Source organism: Mesorhizobium denitrificans (genome assembly GCF_003403035.1).
In the GTDB taxonomy this organism is placed as follows: Bacteria; Pseudomonadota; Alphaproteobacteria; order Rhizobiales; family Rhizobiaceae; genus Mesorhizobium_G; species Mesorhizobium_G denitrificans.
The window spans coordinates 60,097-78,972 of the sequence record NZ_QURN01000010.1 but is presented as its reverse complement, the minus strand read 5'-3'; the positions used below and the strand labels follow the sequence as shown (position 1 = coordinate 78,972).

Here is an 18,876-nt window from a genome sequence, read left to right as displayed (position 1 = left end):
TGCCGCGATCTCTAATACATTAGTTTTAGACGCCCGATATTGGGTCTCCAAACAAGAATTCGTGGTCCATGCCGTGCTAGACACCTAGGCCGTGGCGTGTATTGTTTCCGACCGGTGCATAGCAATAGACAAAAATGTATGCGCCCGATTCACTTGAGAGGAAACAAGGGAGGTCCACTTGGATCGTCGTTCATTTATCACCAAAGCTGGCCTTGCTGGCGCTGGCGCCGCTGCCGCGACCACGCTCGCGGCTCCGGCAATCGCACAGTCGAATCCGAAGGTTACATGGCGGCTTGCCTCGTCCTTCCCAAAGTCACTCGATACGATTTATGGCGGCGCGGAAGTGTTCTCGAAGATGGTGTCGGAAGCAACCGACGGCAATTTTGAGGTACAGGTTTTCGCGGCTGGTGAAATCGTTCCCGGCCTGCAGGCAGCAGACGCTGCCGCGAGCGGTACTGTCGAAGCGGCACACACCGTGTCTTACTATTATTGGGGCAAGGATCCGACATGGGCGTTGGGTGCGGCCGTGCCGTTTGCGCTGAACGCGCGCGGTATGAACGCCTGGCAGTATCATGGCGGTGGCATCGATCTCTTCAACGAGTTCCTTGCAACGCAGGGTCTGATCGGCTTTCCAGGCGGCAATACCGGTGTGCAGATGGGTGGCTGGTTCCGCAAGGAGATCAACACCGTTGCGGACATGAAGGGCCTTAAGATGCGTATCGGCGGGTTCGCCGGTAAGGTTGTCGAGAAGCTTGGTGTTGTGCCGCAGCAGATCGCCGGCGGCGACATCTATCCGGCGCTTGAAAAGGGCACCATCGACGCTGCTGAGTGGGTTGGACCTTATGATGACGCCAAGCTTGGCTTCCAGAAGGTCGCGCCGTTCTATTACTATCCCGGTTGGTGGGAAGGTGGTCCGACGGTTCACCTGCTCTTCAACAAGGCGAAGTTTGAGGAACTGCCGAAGAACTACCAGTCGCTAGTTCGCACCGCGGCACAGGCCGAAGACGCGAACATGCTGCAAAAGTACGACTATTTGAACCCGGCTGCCATCAAGCAGCTCGTGGCGAATGGCGCGCAACTTCGTCCGTTCAGTCAGGAAATTCTAGCGGCATGTTTTGATGCGGCGAACGAGGTTTATGCTGAAATCACCGCGTCAAATGCGAACTTCAAGAAGATCTGGGACTCGATCGTTGCGTTCCGCAAAGAGTATTATCTCAACATGCAGATCGCGGAATACAACTACGACACATTCATGATGGTGCAGCAGCGCGGCGGCAAGCTGTAAGCTCAGTCACTGCATTGAATACGGCCCCGGAGGCGAAAGCTTCCGGGCCTTTTTTATTATGGTGCATCGTCGCGGGCGGAATGACGCAGAATCAGCGTAGCCGCGAGAAACGCCAGCATCCAAGCATCGCGCCATTCCGATGGGAAATAGCCTGTCCAGACTGTTTCGCCGATGCCGAATGCAAACGCGCCAAGCGCCGCGCGAAAGGGGGAGGTATAGCTGCCTGCTGCGGTGACGAAGAGCACTTTCAAGCCATAGACCAGACCGGTGCCGAAACTGATATTGCCGTAGTAGGCTGCGGCGAGAATGCCGGATATCGCGGCGAGCAGGGCTGCGAAGATGGATGCCAGCCGGAAAATGCGCGGCGGATCGACTCCGCACAGAGCGGCGGCAAATGGATCATCCGCGACTGCCTGCCAGTTTCGCCCGAAGCGCGAACGGGCCAGAAATACAGAACTCGCTGCCAATATCATGAATATTATCAGGCAGCCGATGATCTGGTTCAGCGTCAGCGTAACGATGAAACCTTCCGCCTGGGCGAAAACGATGGGTTCGGATAGCAGCGGCGGCAGCCAGTAATCGCGCGTACCGGCGGCGATGCGCGATGCCTCCATTAGTACGATTGCGACACCAAGCGTGGCGGTGACGATGGTGTTGGGCGCGGCACTGCGCAGTGGCTCGAAAATGTGGCGCGACAGGACCATGCCGAGGATCGCCGCATAAGCCAGCCCGACAAGCGCGCCGAAGCCTATTGCTGCGGGCCAAGTGAGCCAAAGCACGTTCCAGCCGAACAACGTGGCCAGTATCATTGCGTGTCCGCAGAAGGCGAATAGTGCTCCGTGGGCGAGATTCGTGCGGCGCAGCAGCGCGTTCACCAGCACATAGCCAAACGCAAGCAATGCATAGATCGCGCCGGCATGGATGCCGAACAAGGCTTGCTGGAGAAAATAGAGCATCGAGTGAGTGGCCAATTAACCGATGTATTCTAACTTGCAAAAAGCATTTTACCAGTTAGATAAGCGTATGGCTGTCGATTGGTCCGAGCATAGATTTTCAGGCGGTGCGCTGGCGTTGGATGTCGCCAATACCGTGGTTCTGCGTATCGATCCTGCACGTCGCTTCGATCGCTTTGAGAAAGCCGAAGAGGTCGAGCGATTCGCAACGGCCGCTAGTCGGTTTTGTGCGGACGAATTGGGTGGTGCAGTTTTGACCGTTGCCAAACCGGAGGCTGCGAAGGCGACAGTCATACGACTTCGCGAGGCTACCGATTCACTGTTTCGCGAGACTGCGGAATCCGGGAGGCTGGATGCCGATAGAGTAGCTGAATTGTTGGGTGCTTGTTCTCAGGCGATGCAGGGCGGCGGCACGTTTACATGCCAGGGGATAGCGTCGACGGGAGCCTTGGAGTTGGAACCGGCGGTCGCCATGTCGGCGCTGCGCCTGTTGCAGCCGGACCGGCTATCGCGGATGCGAATTTGCGCGAATTGCGGCTGGCTGTTTGTCGATCGCAGCCGAAACAGCAGCCGCATCTGGTGCGACATGGCGGTGTGCGGGAATCGCCGCAAGGCAGCCCGCCATTACAACCGTCTCAAAAATGCAGAGGTGATTTATGAAAGCGTGGCCGATTAGAACGGCGGCGATGGGTTTGGCTATCGTCGCATTGGTGGCCGGATGCCGGGACAGCAAAGACACTGAGCGTTATGCGCTGGACGGCAAGCTGGTGGTGTTCAACTATCGAGTGGCGACCGCGCGCTTTCTGGTAAACTTGAAACATTTGCGCACGCCAGGCGAGGGAGAAGTTGCGGTTGCAAGCTTTGAGAATCCGGCAGGTGGCGACGCAATTGAGGTGCGCGAGAAAATCTGGCCAGCAACGGACAAGACGACACTGACCACACCGCCCCTGCGCTGTATCGTCAAAGACCATCCCTACAAGATCGCAATCAAGATTGAAGACAGTGCGGGCCAACCCGTTCAGACCATCGATACCACGGTAACTTCCTCGGAAGACCAGACTTTATTGCCCGACAAGCCGCTTGTTGTTGGCCCGTTTTACACGCCGAACCCGGAAATGAAGGGGCGCAGCGTGGCTGAGCAGGCGGCCGCTTCGCGCGAAGATTGTCCGAATTTCTGATACAACCGAATTTGTTTGACCTTCGCGCCTTGCGCGTCGACATTGGGCAAATCACCGACTCGACGTTGGCTTACGAGCCTCCGCAGAGGAACCTGATTTATGACCCTTCACAATATCTCGCTGGACGACAAATTCGATCTGGCGAAGGATCAGGTTTTCCTGTCTGGATCGCAGGCAGTCGTGCGCATGCTCCTGATGCAAAAGGAGATGGATCGGCAGGCTGGCCTCAATACGGCAGGATTTGTCTCGGGCTATCGCGGCTCGCCGCTTGGCGGGTTGGATCAACAATTGTGGCGCGCCAAAAAGCAGTTGGCGGAGTCGGACATCGTTTTCCAACCTGGATTGAATGAAGAACTGGCCGCGACGGCCTGCTGGGGCTCGCAGCAGTCGGAACTGCTGGGCGAGGGCAAATATGACGGGGTGTTCTCCGTCTGGTACGGCAAAGGGCCGGGCGTTGATCGATCCGGTGACGTGTTCCGCCATGCGAATCTGGCCGGATCTTCCAAACACGGCGGCGTTCTCGCGCTGATGGGCGATGATCATACGGCCGAATCCTCAACCAACGCCCACGCCACGGAATTCCTTTTCGTGGATACGATGATCCCGATACTCAACCCGGCGGGTGTGCAGGAAATTATCGACTACGGGCTGCTCGGCTTCGCTTTGTCGCGCTTTGCGGGGACTTGGGCTGCGATCAAATGCGTGAAGGACAATATTGAATCGACGGGTTCGGTGAATGCGGCGCTCTCGCGTATTTCGATAAAGGTGCCGGAATTCGAGATGCCTGCTGGTGGTTTGAATATTCGCCCGGAACTGGACCAATTGGGACAAGAAGCGCGGCTGCACGAATATAAGCGCGCTGCCGCCGCCGCGTTCATTCGGGCCAATGGGCTGAATCGCATTGTCTATTCCGGCGGGCGGCAGGCGAAAATCGGCATTATTTCTTCTGGCAAAAGCTTCCTCGACGTGCGGCAGGCGCTGGACGATTTGGGGATCGGCGAGAAGGAAGCGAATCGGCTCGGTATCCGGCTTTTCAAGGTGGGATGCCCGTGGCCGCTGGATTACGAACACCTCAAGGAGTTCGCCAAGGGGCTAAGTTTAATCATCGTCGTTGAAGAGAAGCGCTCACTGATCGAAACGCAGGTTCGCGAAAACCTCTATGGCACGGCGTCACAGCCTGTTGTGGTGGGCAAGCGGGACGAGCGCGGCAACTGGCTGTTCACGCCGAAGGGGGCGCTGGACCCGAACGACATTGCCATCGCCATTGGTGAACGCGTGTTGAAGCAGATAGGTCGTAGCGAGGAAATCGCGGCACGCGTGCATAGGCTGAAACAGTTTCAGGCGATGCTGGCGGATACGGTCGATGTTGCGAACCGCACGCCCTATTTCTGTTCTGGCTGCCCGCATAACAGTTCGACGAAAGTGCCGGAGGGGTCGCTCGCTGCGGCGGGTATCGGCTGCCATTTCATGGCGCTTTGGATGGACCGTTCGACCGTTGGTTTTACAGCCATGGGCGGTGAAGGCGCGCAATGGGTTGGCCAGGCTCCGTTTACAAAGCGTGACCACATTTTCCAGAATCTGGGCGACGGCACATACAACCATTCGGGTTCGCTGGCTCTGCGGTTTGCCAGGGCGTCAAACGCAAATATTACCTACAAGATCCTCTACAACGATGCCGTGGCGATGACCGGTGGGCAGCCGCATGAAGGAAATCTGACGGTCGATATGATCGCCAATCAGGTGCGAGCGGAAGGTGTCGAGCGCATCGCTGTCGTAACTGACGAGCCGGAGAAATATCGCGTCGCGTTTCCGGGTGGAACAACCATTCACCATCGCGACGACCTCGACGCTGTGCAACGCGAGTTGCGCGAGGTGCCCGGCGTTTCCGTGCTGCTCTATGACCAGACCTGCGCTGCAGAGAAGCGTCGTCGCCGCAAGCGCGGTTCGTTTCCAGACCCTGACCGGCGGGTGATGATCAACGAGCTTGTGTGTGAAGGATGCGGCGATTGCAGCGTGAAATCGAACTGCGTTTCCGTGCAGCCGGTCGAGACGGAGTTCGGACGCAAGCGCCGCATCGACCAGTCGAGCTGCAATAAGGACTTCTCCTGTCTGAACGGGTTCTGCCCGTCATTCGTGACCGTGCATGGCGCGAAGCTGCGTAAAGCTTCCGGTGCGGCGGGTGATGTCGATCCGCTCGCGGGCGTGCCTGCCGCGCAGGTTTGTCAGATGGGTTCGGACGGCTGGGCGTCCATTATCGATGGTGTGGGCGGTACGGGCGTCGTGACGATTGGCGCGATCCTCGGCATGGCGGCGCATCTCGAAGGCAAGGGCTGCGGCATGATCGACATGGCCGGTCTTGCGCAAAAGGGTGGGGCGGTTTTCAGCCATGTTCGCGTTGCGCGAACGCCTGCGGAGATAAATTCGATCCGAGTTTCGGCGGGTAAGGCCGATCTGGTGCTTGGCTGCGACCTTGTCGTTTCGGGTGCGCGCAAGGTGCTGGCGTCTGTGCGTGAAGGGCATACGCTTTTTGTTGCCAATACGGCAGAAGTAATGCCGGGTGAGTTTACGCGCTCGCCGGATTTTTCGTTGCCGGTGGAACGTCTCAAGAGGGCGATCCGTGCGGCTGCGGGCGACAAGGCGGTCTTCTTCGATGCGACGCGCACGGCGAATGTTCTGTTTGGCAATGCCATCGGCGCGAATATGCTGATGCTGGGAATGGCAGCGCAGGCCGGTGGTCTGCCGGTTTCGGTGCAGGCGGTAGAACGCGCCATCGAACTGAATGGCGAAGCGGTTTCCATGAACATCGCGGCATTTCGTTGGGGACGTCGCGCTGCGCATGATCCTGAGTTCGTGCGGGCAATGATCGCCGCGTCCGGCGTGCGCAAAGAACAGGTTTCGCAGACGCTCGATGAGGTGATCGCGGCGCGCGTGGAGTTCCTGACGGGATACCAGAACGCGGCTTACGCAGAGCGCTACCGCAAACAGGTGGAGCGCGTTCGTGACGCGGAGCAGGCGTCGGGAGCATCGACCGCCGTTACAGAAGCCGTGGCGCGGAACCTCTTCAAGGCCATGGCGATAAAGGACGAGTATGAGGTCGCGCGGCTTTACACCGGCGCGGCGTTCAAGCGGCAGCTCGGTGCCGAGTTTGCGTCGTTTGATCGGCTGGAGTTCCATCTGGCGCCGCCAATCCTTGGCCGTAAGAATGCAAGCGGCGAGCCAGTAAAATCGAAATTCGGTCCCTGGATGATGAAGGCATTCGGCGTGCTTGCATCGCTTAGAGGTTTGCGCGGTACGATGTTCGATTTGTTTGGCTATACGCATGAGCGCAAATCCGAGCGTGGTTTCCTCGACCAATACGAAGCCGATCTTGAAATGATTGCCGGTGGCTTGCGCGAGGGGCGGCTGGAAGCGGCAGTCGCACTTGCCTCGATACCGTCGCTCGTGCGCGGCTATGGCCACGTCAAAGAGCGCAATCTGAACGAGGCCCAGGCAGAGCGGCAGCGCCTTCTTCAGCGCTGGGACGAGCAACTTAAAGCTGTGGATGAAGCCGGAAAAAATGGAGTCCGGGCAGTAATTTAGAAAACAGGTCTAAAGTTTTCTTAATTGCCTTGTGTCACCAGTGAGGTGATGGTTGAGGCGAAATCAGATAAAATATCGGACGATATCTATCTTCCGTTCGTGGAAACGCTATTCCGCGACGGATTTACGCTGGCGATTGGCATCTTTGCCCAATCCGCGCTGATCACTCTCGTTTGGCTCAATACGGGCAATTCGGCCTATCTGACCGTGTTGACTTGTCTACTTGCGGTTGGTGCGATCCGTCTGGTCAACATGCGGCATATCAATGCCAAGCTGCCGGCCACGACTCGCGCAGAGGCGCAGAAGCGCGAAAATTATTACATCCTGTTCGGGGCCATGCATGGCGCGACACTGGGCTGTTTCAGTCTGGTGGCGATCTATTCGGGTGAGGACAGTTTCTCGGAAACGGCCGCGGTTTGCATCGCGCTCGCGACGGCCACAGGTATTGCGGGGCGAAACTATGGTTCGCCGCGCATGGTAAACATTCTGGTTATTGCGCTTACCCTGCCAATGGCCATGGGCTTCATTCTGCGCGGCGACTTTTTCCATGTGGCGCTGGGCCTGTTGTCGATCCCGTTCCTGCTGGCGATTCAGCGATATGCGACCACTGTTCGCGAAGTTTTGTTCGCCGCAATTTCAGCGCAGAACCGCGCGAACGGATTGGCCGAGCGCTTCAATCGCGCGCTCAACACCATGTCCCACGGGCTCATTATGTTGAGCAAAGAGGGACGCGTGGTGGTTGCCAATGGGCAGGCCGCAAAGATGTTGGGTATGCCCTCGGCGGATGCCATGTTGGGACGCACTTCCGGCTCGCTGTTGCGGCGAATCACGGCGGCTGGGCTGATCGGGCGGGCTGAGTCTGACTTCATCAGCGCCCAGCTTGGGAAGAACCTTCGTGAAGGCATCGACCGCAAGATCACGATTGGGCTGAACGACGGACGTTTTTTTGAAACGTCAGCGCGCGAAGGACGCTATGAACTCGGCGTCATAACGTTCGAGGATGTGACGCAGCGCGTTCAGGCCGAAGAGAAGATTCGCGCAATGGCGCGTTTTGACGATCTCACTGCTCTGCCGAACCGCAACTACTTCCAGGAACTGATCGGCCAGCGGTTGGCGGATGGCAATCCGCAGCGGCTTTGTGGCCTGATGGTTATCGACCTGGATGACTTCAAGAGCGTGAACGACAAGTTCGGCCATCCTGTGGGCGACGGCCTGCTTTATGAAGTAGGACGGCGTATCGGGCGGATTTCCGGCGACGTGGTGTGCTGCCGCTTCGGCGGTGATGAGTTCATGATTTTCTACAACAACGTCCGGAGCACCGACCAACTGTCGTCGATTGCCGAAAGTACTTTCGCCGCCATTGAAGGGCCGACATTCGTTGCGGGCAATGAATTTCGGATTCGATTGAGCATAGGTATCGCGTGCGAACCGGCAAATAATTTCAACATTGAGACAATGATTGTAAAGGCGGACCTCGCGCTGCACGTGGCCAAGAAGAACGGCAAGGCGCGTTGGCAGTTGTTCGAGCCGCGTATTGACGAGGCGTTCCGCACCCGCCAGCGGCTTATCGAGGATTTGCGCGCTGCGGTGGAGAAGGGCGGTTTGAACGTCGTCTACCAGCCAATCATTTCCTCAAAGACAATGAGAGTTGTGAGTTGCGAGGCGCTTTGCCGTTGGAACCACCCCGAGCTTGGTGTCATCTCTCCCGCTATCTTCATCCCACTGGCCGAAGAAATCGGGATCATTTCGGGGATTAGCCGCTATGTGCTGAAAGCCGCAACGCTTGAGTGCGCCAAATGGCCGGAGCGTATCGGTGTTTCCGTGAACCTTTCGGCCAAGGACTTCCATGATGACAGCGTCGTGGGGACCGTGCGCGAAGCGCTGGCAAATTCCGGCCTGGATCCAGCGCGTTTGGTTGTTGAGGTGACGGAGACAGCGCTGCTAAATAACAAGCTCGAAACTGCCGCAAAACTTGCGATGATTCGGGCAGAGGGCGTTCGAATCGCGCTTGACGACTTCGGTACGGGCTATTCTGCGTTGAGTTATCTGCATCGGTTGCCAATCGACAAGATCAAGATCGACCGCAGCTTTGTCTCGGATATTGCCACTAACAAGCATTCGCTCAAGCTGATCGCCGGCATTGTGGGCCTGTGCCATTCGCTCGGAAAAAGCGTGACGGTGGAAGGCATCGAAACCTTCGACCAACTTTCGGCCCTGCTGCCTGAAGCGCGTCCAGAAACGTTGCAGGGCTTCCTGTTCGGCTCCGCGCTAACCGCCAATGGAATCAAGACAATGTCTACTGCCGTTTGGCAGTTTGGCGCACCTCCCAAGCCTCGCAGCAGCCAGATTAGCAAGAACCGCTAGACGGTATTGCGACCCTGCGGGAACGTTATCGCCAGTTATCCGTTAAGGTTAACAGAAGGTAAACACTCTAATTTAATTTTAGTGCTTTACTCATTGTTAAGCATAGATGATCCTTCGCGGTGGGGTGGCGGAGTGGAAATTATGTCGGAACGGCGTGCCGTGTCGCGTGTGAATGACAGCGACGAAAATGCAAAATCGCAAAACGAGAGTTTCGCAAGTCATGTTGAAGCTCTGTTGAATCGTACCGAGTATCGCAAATGCGATAAGGGTGATGACCGCGAGGATATTTTCCGGCTTCGGTACAAGGCTTATCTGGCCAACGGAATCGTCACCGACATCGATAATCGCATGTTGAGCGACGATCTGGACGAAACGCCCAATGTCCATCTTTTTGGGGTGTTTGTTGATGGACGGTTGCTAAGCACGCTCCGCATTCACCATGTGACCGCCGAAATGCCTTGGTCAACCTCAACGCGCGCGTTCGAAGATATTGTCCTGCCGATGCTGGAAGAGGGGCTGACCTTTGTTTGCATGAGCCGTTTTGCATCCGACCCTGAATGGACGCGGCATTATCCGCAATTGCCGTATGTGACGCTGCGCCTGGCAGGCATGGCGTGCATGTATTTCGACGTGCCCTATGGGCTTTCGACTGTGCGTGAAGACCATGCCGGTTTCTACAAGCGCATTTATGGCTCGGAGTGCATAAGCGGGCCGCGGCCTTATCCAGGCGTTCTCAGCAAAGTGGTGCTCTATCGGACGGATGCCCACACGAATACCGAGACGTTCTTCTCGCGGTTTCCGTTCTTCCGTTCGACGCCGATGGAGCGGCGGATGCTGTTTGGCAAGCCTGCGTTGGGCGAGCCGGAACCGCTGACGATTTTGCCTACTACGCGTTTCATAAGGGCTGCGTGAAGGCAGCGTTCTGATCTCTCGATAGACGAACTGCCTATTGCGCTGAGCAGCACAGGTGGCAGTATCGGCATAGACCGCTTTAAAGCGGCTGGGAGGAGAATGGTATGAATGCGACGGCGCTGCCCGCCGGCATGACGCTTGACACGTTCCCTAAATATCTTCTGCTGAACGCGCAGCGCTTCGGTGACAGGCCAGCATTGCGCCACAAGGATTATGGCATCTGGCAAAGCTGGACATGGGAAGACCAGCTTGATGAGGTGCGCGCATTCGCGCTCGGACTGCAGGCGATGGGCCTTTCGCATGGCGAGCGCGTTGCGGTCATCGGTGCCAATCGGCCTCGGCTCTACTGGAGTATCTGTGCGGCGCAATCACTCGGAGCCGTGCCCGTGCCGGTTTACGCTGATGCGGTGGCGGAAGAGCTTGCCTATGTGCTCAATCACGCTGATGTGCGCTTTGCTGTGGTGCAGGATCAAGAGCAGGTGGACAAGATCCATTCCTTCGCCGACAGCATCCCGCATCTCAAGACGATCATTTACGATGAGCCGCGCGGCTTACGCGATTACGATCACACCAACCTGCACTCATTTGCCGATGTGCAGGCGCAAGGACGCTCTGCGGCGGCTTCGGATCATCAGCTTGTCTCGCGCTGGGAGCAGAGCATTCTCGCTGCCAGCGGCGATGAAATTTCGGTTATGCTGTACACCTCGGGCACAACGGGCCGCTCCAAGGGCGTGATGCTGACGGCCAAGGGTTCCGTTGGGGCGGCGCAGGATACGGTCACATTTGACAGGCTGACCGAGCAGGACAGCGTGCTGGCGTATCTGCCGCTGGCGTGGGTGGGCGACCACTACATGAACTACGCGCAGGGCTATGTTTCGGGCTTCTGCATGAACTGTCCCGAGAGCACGGAGACCGTCGCGCAGGATTTGCGCGAGATCGCGCCAACTTTCTATTTCGCACCGCCGCGGGTTTTCGAGGGATTGCTGACCAGCGTTACCATTCGCATGGAGGATGCGAGCAAGCTCAAGCAGCGCATGTACAAGCATTTCATCGGCGTTGCGCGAAAGCATGGAGAGGCGATTCTGGAGGGCAGGCCGGTGCCGCTTGGCGCGCGGCTTTCCTATGCGCTGGGGCGCTTCTTCGTCTATGAGCCTTTGAAGAATGTGCTCGGTCTATCGAATATCCGCGTTGCCTATACTGCAGGCGAAGCAATTGGGCAGGATTTGTTTTCGTTCTTCCGCTCGCTCGGCATCAATCTGAAACAGCTTTACGGTCAGACCGAAGCCTTCCTCTATGTGACATGCCAGAAAGATGGCGCTGTGCGCTCTGACGCGGTGGGGCCCGCCACACCAAACGTAGAAATTCGCATCTCGGATTCTGGTGAAGTGCAGTTCAAATCGCCCGGTCAATTCGTCGGCTACTTCAAGCAAGATGCGGAAACGCGCGAGACAGTGACCGCGGATGGTTTCGTTAAAACCGGCGATGCCGGCTTCTTCGAACCTGACGGGCAGTTGCGCATTATCGACCGGGCCAAGGATGTCGGCAAGTTGAACGGCGGCGCGTTGTTTGCGCCGAAATACATCGAGAACGTGCTGAAGTTTTTCCCGAACATCAAGGAAGCGGTTGCGTTTGGTCACGGCAAGGATTTCGTGACGGCCTTCATCAATATCGACTTGCAGGCGGTCGGGAACTGGGCCGAGCGCAACAATATCGCCTATGCATCCTATCAGGAGCTGGCGGGCCACCCGGATGTCTACAAGATCATTGCAGGACATGTGGACGAAACGAACAAGAGGCTGGCGCAAGAACCGATGATGGCGTGCGCACAGATCAACAGGTTTCTTATTCTGCACAAGGAACTCGACGCCGATGATGGCGAATTGACGCGCACGCAAAAGGTACGCCGCAGCTTCGTGGCCGATCGATATGAGCCGCTGATCAATGCGCTATACGACGGGTCGAGCGAGAAGTTCGTCGAAACGGAAGTGACTTACGAGGATGGTCGCAAGGGCCGCATTCGCGCGAATGTGCGCATAGATGATGCGGCGATTTATGGCGGCAAGGCTCCGATGCAGGAGGCGGCAGAATGAACGCGCCTCTCGAACACACTGAAATCGTTGCTGCTGGGGATGATGGAATTGCGCCCGGCGAATTGCTGATGGACGTGCGCAACGTGTCGCTGCGCTTCGGCGGGGTGAAGGCCATCACGGATATTTCCTTCAACGTGAAAAAGGGCGAAATCCGCGCAATCATCGGCCCCAATGGTGCGGGCAAGACGTCGATGCTCAATGTCATCAACGGGTTTTACACGCCGCAGGAAGGCTCGATCACTTTTCGCGGCGTGGAGCGCCGGGCGATGAAACCGCATCACGCGGTTCGGCAGGGCATCGCGCGTACTTTTCAGAATGTCGCTCTGTTCAAAGGCATGTCCACGCTGGACAACATCATGGCGGGGCGTTCGGTGAAAATGCATCGCGGCCTTGGCTGGCAGATGCTTTGGCACGGACCGGCGCTGCAGGAAGAAATCGCGCATCGCGAGAAGGTTGAGGAAATCATCGACTTTCTGGAGATACAGCACATTCGCCGGACGCCCGTGGGCAAGCTGCCTTATGGCTTGCAAAAGCGCGTTGAGCTTGGTCGCGCGCTGGCCATGGAGCCATCCCTGCTTCTGTTGGATGAGCCGATGGCTGGCATGAACCTCGAAGAAAAAGAGGACATGAGCCGCTTCATCCTCGATGTGAACGGGCAACGCGGCACGACGATTTGCCTGATCGAGCACGACATGGGCGTGGTCATGGATCTTTCGGACCGCGTGGTTGTTCTCGACTACGGAAAGAAGATCGCGGACGGCGTGCCGGACGACGTTAAATCCGACCAGCAAGTTATCGACGCCTATCTCGGCGTAGCGCACTAGGAGGAAGAAATGGTCTTTTCATCAATCGCGATAACGCCACTTATCTCTTTGATCGCGGGTATTCTGATCCTCGTCATGCCGCGCCTGCTGAACTACATCGTGGCGATTTACCTAATCATCATCGGATTGGTCGGCCTGTTCCCGAACCTGCTCGGCGGGTGATCAATGGAGCTTCTCAACTCCATTTTCATCAAACCATTTCAGGACATGGTTGCAGCGCCAGACTTTCTTTTGCAGGTGCTGTGGGAAGGGCTCGTGGCTGGTGTGCTTTACGCACTGATCGCGCTGGGTTTTGTGCTGATCTACAAGTCGTCGCGCATATTTAATTTCGCGCAAGGCATCATGGTGGTGTTCGCGGCGCTTACCCTTGTCGGCTTACACGAAAAGGGCATACCGGCGCTGCTGGCGGTGCCGCTGACGCTGGTGGTGATGCTCATTCTCGCCATAGCAATTGAGCGCGTGGTGCTGCGGCCACTGGTCAATCAGCCCGACATCATCCTGTTCATGGCGACCATCGGGATAACCCTGTTTCTCGTGGGATTCGGAGAATTGATTTTCGGCGGCGAAAACAAGGTGATGATTACCGAGCAACTCGGCATTCCGACCGGCAGTTTCACCTTCGAGCCCTTTGGCGGATTCGTATCCATCGAGCAGAAGGATTTGACCGCGGTGATTGGAGCGGTGGTGCTTGTGGCGGCGCTGCTGGTGTTCCTCAACAAGTCGAAGATGGGCCGCGCGATTCGTGCGCTCGGTGATGATCATCAGGCGGCGCTGTCGGTCGGCATTTCGCTTTCGACAATCTGGATTCTTGTGTGGTTCATCGCGGGCATTATTGCGCTGGCGACAGGTATCGTTTGGGGCGCGCGTGCCGGGGTTTCATTTGCCTTGGAGGTGATTGCCTACAAAGCGCTGCCGGTTCTGATGCTGGGCGGGCTCGAAAGCGTGCTCGGAGCCATCATCGGCGGTTTGGCAATCGGCATTCTCGAAAAGCTGTTCGAGATTTACTGGGGTCAGCCGCTGATGGGCGGCAATACTGAAACGTGGTTTGCGTTTGTCTTTGCGCTCATCGTGCTGCTGTTCAGGCCTCAGGGTCTGTTCGGCGAGAAAATCATCGAGCGGGTGTAACAGGCGATGCTCTATCGTACAGCGGGACAGTTCAAGACAAGCTACCATGCGGATCATGCGCTGTTTCCAGTCAAGCAGGATGCGTGGCTGCTCGGCATTATCCTGATCTTCGCCTATGCCATTATTCCCATGACGGCGAGCGAGTTTTCCTTCAACGCGCTGCTGATCCCCGTATTGATCTACGCGCTGGCGGCATTGGGACTCAACATTCTGACCGGCTATGCCGGGCAGCTATCGCTGGGCACCGGTGCATTCATGGGCGTGGGAGCTTATGCCTGCTTCAAGATCATCACGGCGTTTCCGGACCTGAATATCGTGGTCGCGATTGCGCTGTCGGGATTCGTCTCTGCGGCAGTGGGTGTGGCATTCGGTTTGCCGTCGCTGCGCATCAAGGGGTTCTACCTCGCTATCACGACACTGGCCGCGCAGTTCTTCCTAGTATGGCTGTTTGAGAAGTGGGGCTGGCTTTACAATTATTCATCTTCAGGCGCAATTCAGGTGCCCAATATCAAGATGTTCGGCATTACCGTTGCGGGGCCGAACGCTGCTCCGGTGACGCAGTATTATTTCGTTCTCGGTGTGGTGACGCTGGTGACCTGGTTCGCCATCAACATCACGCGCGGACGCATTGGACGCATGTGGAAAGCCGTGCGCGATATGGACATCGCAGCGGAGCTGGTCGGCATCGATCTCATGAAGGCCAAGCTCTCGGCGTTTGCAGTCTCGTCCTACATCGTCGGCGTGGCGGGTGCGTTGTTTGTCTTCCTTTGGCGTGGTGCTGCGGAGCCAAACCTGTTCGACATTCCACTGTCTTTCCGTGTGCTGTTTATCGCGATTATCGGTGGGCTGGGCTCAATCCTCGGCAATTATCTCGGTGCAATGCTGATCGTGGCACTGCCGGTTGTGCTTGGCACGCTGCCGGGAATGCTCGGTATTCCGATCCAGTCGGCCACCGTGGAGCATCTCAACGTGATGATCGTCGGTGCGACGATCATTCTGTTTCTGGTCGTGGAGCCGCACGGGCTGGCGCGCTTCTGGCAGATCATTCGGGAAAAGTTGATCATGTGGCCATTCCCGCACTGACTTCGCCCGGCGGCGGGCGCGAATGAAAAGGGGATGTTCGCCCCATCCACAACGGAGAAACGGACAGTTGGAGGAGTAGAGATGAGACGATTGATGAAGACCGCCTTGCTTGCGACAGCCATCGCAACGAGCGCCGCATTTGCCGGATCGGCCTATGCGGAAGACTCTGTGCTGTTGCCGAACCTTTCCTACCGTACCGGCCCGTTTGCGGCGACCGGCACGCCACTGATGAACGGCCAGCGCGACTACATGACCATGCTGAACGAGCGCGATGGTGGCGTGAATGGCGTGATCCTGAACTATCAGGAATGCGAGACGGGCTACAACACCGAGAAAGGTGTTGAGTGCTATGAGAAGACCAAGGCGGAAGGCGCTGTCGTAACGCAGCCCTGGTCGACGGGTATCACGCTGCAAGTGCTGCCGAAGTCGAACGTTGATTCCATGCCCATCCTCGCGCCGGGCTACGGCTTCTCGGCCATGCAGGACGGGAAGATTTTCAAATGGGCCTTCAATCCGCCCGCGTCCTATTGGGACGGCGCATCGATGATCTTGCAGAACATTTCCGGTGGCAATCTCGATAGCCTGAAAGGCAAGAAGATTGCGCTGCTGCATCTCGACCATCCTTTCGGCAAAGAGCCAATTCCGCTGCTGGAAACACTGGCGAAGAAACATGGCTTCACGCTGCTGCCGATTCCGGTTGGCCTGAAGGAGATGCAGAACCAGTCTGCGCAATGGCTGCAAATTCGCCGTGAGCGTCCCGACTTCGTCGTGATGTGGGGTTGGGGTGCGATGAACGCGGGCGCGATCACCGAAGCCGTGAAAACCAAATATCCGATGAACCAGTTCGTTGGCATCTGGTGGTCTGGTCTGGACGCAGACCTGAAGCTGGTCGGAGATGCCGGCAAGGGCTATCGCACCTTGTCGTGGAGCTTCCCGAACAACGAAGCCAAGGTGATGAAGGACATCAAGCAGCTCGTGGTCGATCCGGGCAAATCGATGCTTAACACCAGCACGGGTGAGTTTGACTGGGTCTTCTATCAGCGCGGCGTGTTGATTTCTGCGATGCTGGCCGAAGGTGTGAAGGAAGCGCAGAAGCATTTTAACACCAAGGTAGTGGACAGGGAGCAGCTTCGCTGGGGGCTGGAAAATCTCGATTTCAGCGAAGCCAAGATCAAGGAACTTGGGCTTGACGGGATGATCCCGCCTTTCAAGACGACATGCGCGAACCACACGGGCCATTCCGGAGCATGGATGCTTGAATGGGATGGCACAAAGTTTGTGAAGGCGTCGGATGTGCTTCAGGCAGACCGCGCGGAGATCGATCCGCTGGTCGCTGAAAAGGCGAAGGAATATGCCGACGCCAACCAGCCTTGGCCAACCAACGAAGAGTGCAAACTCTAAAATGGAAGGCGCTCCCGTTCAGGGAGCGCCATCAATTTGAAGATGGTGACGATGAGCGAAGCCGCCGCGAAAACAGAAGCTGCGAAGCCGATCCTTTCGGTCAACAATATCGAGGTGATCTACGACCACGTGATCCTCGTATTGAAAGGCGTTTCGCTGTCGGTTCCTGCGGGCGGCATTACAGCTCTGCTGGGCGCCAACGGCGCGGGCAAGACCACGACGCTGAAAGCGATTTCTAACCTGCTCCATGCCGAACGCGGCGAGGTGACGAAGGGCACAATCGTGTTCGAGGGCGACCAGGTGCAGGCGCTTTCACCCAACGAACTGGTGCGTCGCGGCTGCATTCAGGTGATGGAGGGGCGGCACTGTTTCGGGCATCTGTCTGTGGAAGACAACCTCATGACGGGAGCCTTTACGCGGCGCGATGGCAAGGCGGAAATTAATCGCGACCTTGAAATGGTCTATGAATATTTTCCACGCCTGCGCGTGCGGCGAGCCAGTCAGGCGGGTTATACGTCGGGCGGCGAACAGCAGATGACTGCAATTGGTCGCGCGCTGATGTCACGTCCGAAAATGATCCTGCTGGACGAGCCCTCAATGGGCCTTGCGCCGCAACTCGTCGAAGAGATTTTCGAGATCGTGAAGAAGCTCAACGAAGAGCAGGACGTGTCGTTCTTGCTCGCTGAGCAAAATACGAATGTGGCGCTGAGATACGCGAAGTACGGCTATATTCTGGAGTCGGGCCGCGTTGTGCTCGACGGGGCGGCCGAAGCGCTACGCACGAACGAAGACGTGAAAGAATTCTATCTGGGCGTCGGTGGCGAGGGACGCAAATCCTTCCGCGACGTGAAGCATTACAAGCGCCGCAAACGGTGGCTGGCATGAGTGGTGTTGTCGAAGGTCGCGGAAGCTCACGTTTTGATTCAAGCGCTTCGCGTGCAGATTCAACTACCTGACAAAACGAATCTGCTTTGCCGGTTAAGCTATTGGCGCGGAATCGCTTTTGGTGTCAGTGAAGAACCAGAACGTCGTTGGACGCGAAGGTAACTTTCGTGCTGTCGCCAATGGTTGGAGGCGGCGTGCGCGAATTGTTGAACGTATCCAGCGCGATGGTTTCCGCTCCTAGATTGACCCGCACACGGATGACCGAGCCCAGGAAATGAACGTCGGTGATCTTGCCGTGAAGCTCGGTGTCGTGACCACTATAGTCACCCAGCGCCATAGCCTCAGGACGCAGGGCGAGCGAGACAGCATCGCCCCTTTTTGCGCCGTTCAGTGAGTGCTTCACGGCGATCTCGTCATTGTTGACGCGGACCTTGCCGAGGGCAGGGTCAACTACGGTGCCTTCAAGCACATTAAGCGTGCCGACGAAGTTCGCGACGAACTTGGTCGATGGGCGGTTGTAAATTTCAAACGGCGTGGCGACCTGTTCGGCAACGCCACCATACATGACGACGATGCGGTCGGAGATCGACAGCGCTTCTTCCTGATCGTGCGTAACAAAAATAGTGGTGATGCCGAGGCGCTTCTGGATGGAGCGAATTTCATCGCGCAGAGACACACGCACCTTCGCGTCAAGCGCAGAAAGTGGTTCGTCGAGCAGCAGGAGCTTGGGGGAGGGAGCCAAGGCGCGAGCAAGAGCAACGCGCTGCTGCTGACCGCCTGAAAGCTGATACGGATAGCGGTCGCCAAGCTGAGGCAGCTTGATGATGTTGAGCATCTCCGCGACGCGCTTGTCCTGATCGGCCTTGCTTGCGCCCGCGACCTTCAGACCAAAGGCGATGTTCTGCGCGACAGTCAGGTTCGGGAACAGCGCGTAAGCCTGAAAAACCATGCCGATGTTGCGCTGGTTCGGCTTGAGGTTGGTGACGTCTTTTCCAGCGATGAAAATCTTGCCGGCGGTAGGTTCCTCGAAGCCTGCGACCATGCGCAGGACTGTGGTCTTGCCACAGCCCGACGGCCCGAGGAAAGAAACGAACTCGCCGGGCTCGACGTCCAGATTGAAGTCCTGAACGACAGTGTTGTCGCCGAACGATTTCTTGACGTGCTGGATCGAGAGAAAGGGCGCGGCCATTGGTTCGT

Annotated in this window: 15 protein-coding genes; 13 read left to right on the top strand and 2 right to left on the bottom strand. The window is 57.2% G+C overall.

Translation table 11 applies throughout. The annotated features are described in order from the left end of the window. Positions 1-178: 178 nt before the first annotated feature. A complete protein-coding gene (locus DY251_RS13900; RefSeq protein ID WP_116624516.1) occupies positions 179-1,285 on the top strand; it encodes a TRAP transporter substrate-binding protein in 1,107 nt (368 codons plus the stop codon). A gap of 56 nt (positions 1,286-1,341) precedes the next feature. Here the strand turns inward: DY251_RS13900 and DY251_RS13895 are convergent, their stop codons facing one another. Beyond that, positions 1,342-2,241, bottom strand: a complete 900-nt coding sequence (locus DY251_RS13895; protein WP_116624515.1) for a branched-chain amino acid ABC transporter permease — start codon at positions 2,239-2,241, stop codon at positions 1,342-1,344. A 67-nt stretch (positions 2,242-2,308) separates the two neighbouring features. On the opposite strand from DY251_RS13895, the gene DY251_RS13890 reads away from it, so the two are divergent. The 12 genes from DY251_RS13890 to DY251_RS13835 all read left to right on the top strand — a co-directional run bounded on the left by DY251_RS13890 (position 2,309) and on the right by DY251_RS13835 (position 17,679). Then, on the top strand, positions 2,309-2,914 hold the full coding sequence (locus tag DY251_RS13890; RefSeq protein ID WP_116624514.1) for a CGNR zinc finger domain-containing protein: 606 nt from the start codon (positions 2,309-2,311) through the stop codon (positions 2,912-2,914). Continuing rightward, on the top strand, positions 2,895-3,416 hold the full coding sequence (locus DY251_RS13885) for a hypothetical protein (protein ID WP_245415965.1): 522 nt from the start codon (positions 2,895-2,897) through the stop codon (positions 3,414-3,416). The genes DY251_RS13890 and DY251_RS13885 overlap by 20 nt, the downstream gene beginning before the upstream one ends. Positions 3,417-3,515: 99 nt before the next feature. Next, positions 3,516-6,995 (top strand): indolepyruvate ferredoxin oxidoreductase family protein, encoded by a 3,480-nt coding sequence (locus DY251_RS13880; RefSeq protein ID WP_116624513.1) that lies wholly within the window; start codon positions 3,516-3,518, stop codon positions 6,993-6,995. A gap of 48 nt (positions 6,996-7,043) precedes the next feature. Then, positions 7,044-9,359 carry a putative bifunctional diguanylate cyclase/phosphodiesterase gene (locus tag DY251_RS13875; protein ID WP_116624512.1) on the top strand — a complete coding sequence of 772 codons (2,316 nt, stop codon included), beginning with the start codon at positions 7,044-7,046 and terminating at the stop codon, positions 9,357-9,359. A 141-nt stretch (positions 9,360-9,500) separates the two neighbouring features. Then, a complete protein-coding gene (locus tag DY251_RS13870; protein ID WP_245415964.1) occupies positions 9,501-10,271 on the top strand; it encodes an N-acyl amino acid synthase FeeM domain-containing protein in 771 nt (256 codons plus the stop codon). 104 nt (positions 10,272-10,375) lie between these two features. Next, positions 10,376-12,361 carry an AMP-binding protein gene (locus DY251_RS13865; RefSeq protein ID WP_199498831.1) on the top strand — a complete coding sequence of 662 codons (1,986 nt, stop codon included), beginning with the start codon at positions 10,376-10,378 and terminating at the stop codon, positions 12,359-12,361. Then, the gene (locus tag DY251_RS13860) at positions 12,358-13,185 is read left to right on the top strand and encodes an ABC transporter ATP-binding protein (protein WP_116624511.1); all 828 of its coding nucleotides are present in this window, start codon (positions 12,358-12,360) and stop codon (positions 13,183-13,185) included. The genes DY251_RS13865 and DY251_RS13860 overlap by 4 nt, the downstream gene beginning before the upstream one ends. Positions 13,186-13,194: 9 nt before the next feature. Next, the gene (locus DY251_RS13855) at positions 13,195-13,347 is read left to right on the top strand and encodes a DUF3096 domain-containing protein (RefSeq protein WP_116624510.1); all 153 of its coding nucleotides are present in this window, start codon (positions 13,195-13,197) and stop codon (positions 13,345-13,347) included. Positions 13,348-13,350: 3 nt separating this feature from the next. Beyond that, positions 13,351-14,310 carry a branched-chain amino acid ABC transporter permease gene (locus tag DY251_RS13850; protein WP_116624509.1) on the top strand — a complete coding sequence of 320 codons (960 nt, stop codon included), beginning with the start codon at positions 13,351-13,353 and terminating at the stop codon, positions 14,308-14,310. A 6-nt stretch (positions 14,311-14,316) separates the two neighbouring features. Next, the gene (locus DY251_RS13845) at positions 14,317-15,393 is read left to right on the top strand and encodes a branched-chain amino acid ABC transporter permease (protein ID WP_116624508.1); all 1,077 of its coding nucleotides are present in this window, start codon (positions 14,317-14,319) and stop codon (positions 15,391-15,393) included. Positions 15,394-15,474: 81 nt separating this feature from the next. After that, positions 15,475-16,794, top strand: a complete 1,320-nt coding sequence (locus tag DY251_RS13840; protein WP_116624507.1) for an ABC transporter substrate-binding protein — start codon at positions 15,475-15,477, stop codon at positions 16,792-16,794. A 51-nt stretch (positions 16,795-16,845) separates the two neighbouring features. Further along, entirely contained in the window at positions 16,846-17,679 is an 834-nt protein-coding gene (locus tag DY251_RS13835; protein ID WP_170971336.1) for an ABC transporter ATP-binding protein, read from the top strand. Positions 17,680-17,803: 124 nt separating this feature from the next. On the opposite strand, the gene DY251_RS13830 is transcribed toward DY251_RS13835, so the two are convergent. After that, positions 17,804-18,868 (bottom strand): ABC transporter ATP-binding protein, encoded by a 1,065-nt coding sequence (locus DY251_RS13830; protein WP_116624598.1) that lies wholly within the window; start codon positions 18,866-18,868, stop codon positions 17,804-17,806. Positions 18,869-18,876 lie beyond the last annotated feature (8 nt).

What these genes read in the sequence shown, in the direction of transcription:
- DY251_RS13895 (WP_116624515.1), bottom strand. Translation starts at nt 2,241, where the DNA reads ATGCTCTATTTTCTCCAGCAAGCCTTGTTCGGCATCCATGCCGGCGCG.
- DY251_RS13890 (WP_116624514.1), top strand. Translation starts at nt 2,309, where the DNA reads ATGGCTGTCGATTGGTCCGAGCATAGATTTTCAGGCGGTGCGCTGGCG.
- DY251_RS13885 (WP_245415965.1), top strand. Translation starts at nt 2,895, where the DNA reads ATGAAAGCGTGGCCGATTAGAACGGCGGCGATGGGTTTGGCTATCGTC.
- DY251_RS13880 (WP_116624513.1), top strand. Translation starts at nt 3,516, where the DNA reads ATGACCCTTCACAATATCTCGCTGGACGACAAATTCGATCTGGCGAAG.
- DY251_RS13875 (WP_116624512.1), top strand. Translation starts at nt 7,044, where the DNA reads ATGGTTGAGGCGAAATCAGATAAAATATCGGACGATATCTATCTTCCG.
- DY251_RS13870 (WP_245415964.1), top strand. Translation starts at nt 9,501, where the DNA reads ATGTCGGAACGGCGTGCCGTGTCGCGTGTGAATGACAGCGACGAAAAT.
- DY251_RS13865 (WP_199498831.1), top strand. Translation starts at nt 10,376, where the DNA reads ATGAATGCGACGGCGCTGCCCGCCGGCATGACGCTTGACACGTTCCCT.
- DY251_RS13860 (WP_116624511.1), top strand. Translation starts at nt 12,358, where the DNA reads ATGAACGCGCCTCTCGAACACACTGAAATCGTTGCTGCTGGGGATGAT.
- DY251_RS13855 (WP_116624510.1), top strand. Translation starts at nt 13,195, where the DNA reads ATGGTCTTTTCATCAATCGCGATAACGCCACTTATCTCTTTGATCGCG.
- DY251_RS13850 (WP_116624509.1), top strand. Translation starts at nt 13,351, where the DNA reads ATGGAGCTTCTCAACTCCATTTTCATCAAACCATTTCAGGACATGGTT.
- DY251_RS13845 (WP_116624508.1), top strand. Translation starts at nt 14,317, where the DNA reads ATGCTCTATCGTACAGCGGGACAGTTCAAGACAAGCTACCATGCGGAT.
- DY251_RS13840 (WP_116624507.1), top strand. Translation starts at nt 15,475, where the DNA reads ATGAGACGATTGATGAAGACCGCCTTGCTTGCGACAGCCATCGCAACG.
- DY251_RS13835 (WP_170971336.1), top strand. Translation starts at nt 16,846, where the DNA reads ATGAGCGAAGCCGCCGCGAAAACAGAAGCTGCGAAGCCGATCCTTTCG.
- DY251_RS13830 (WP_116624598.1), bottom strand. Translation starts at nt 18,868, where the DNA reads ATGGCCGCGCCCTTTCTCTCGATCCAGCACGTCAAGAAATCGTTCGGC.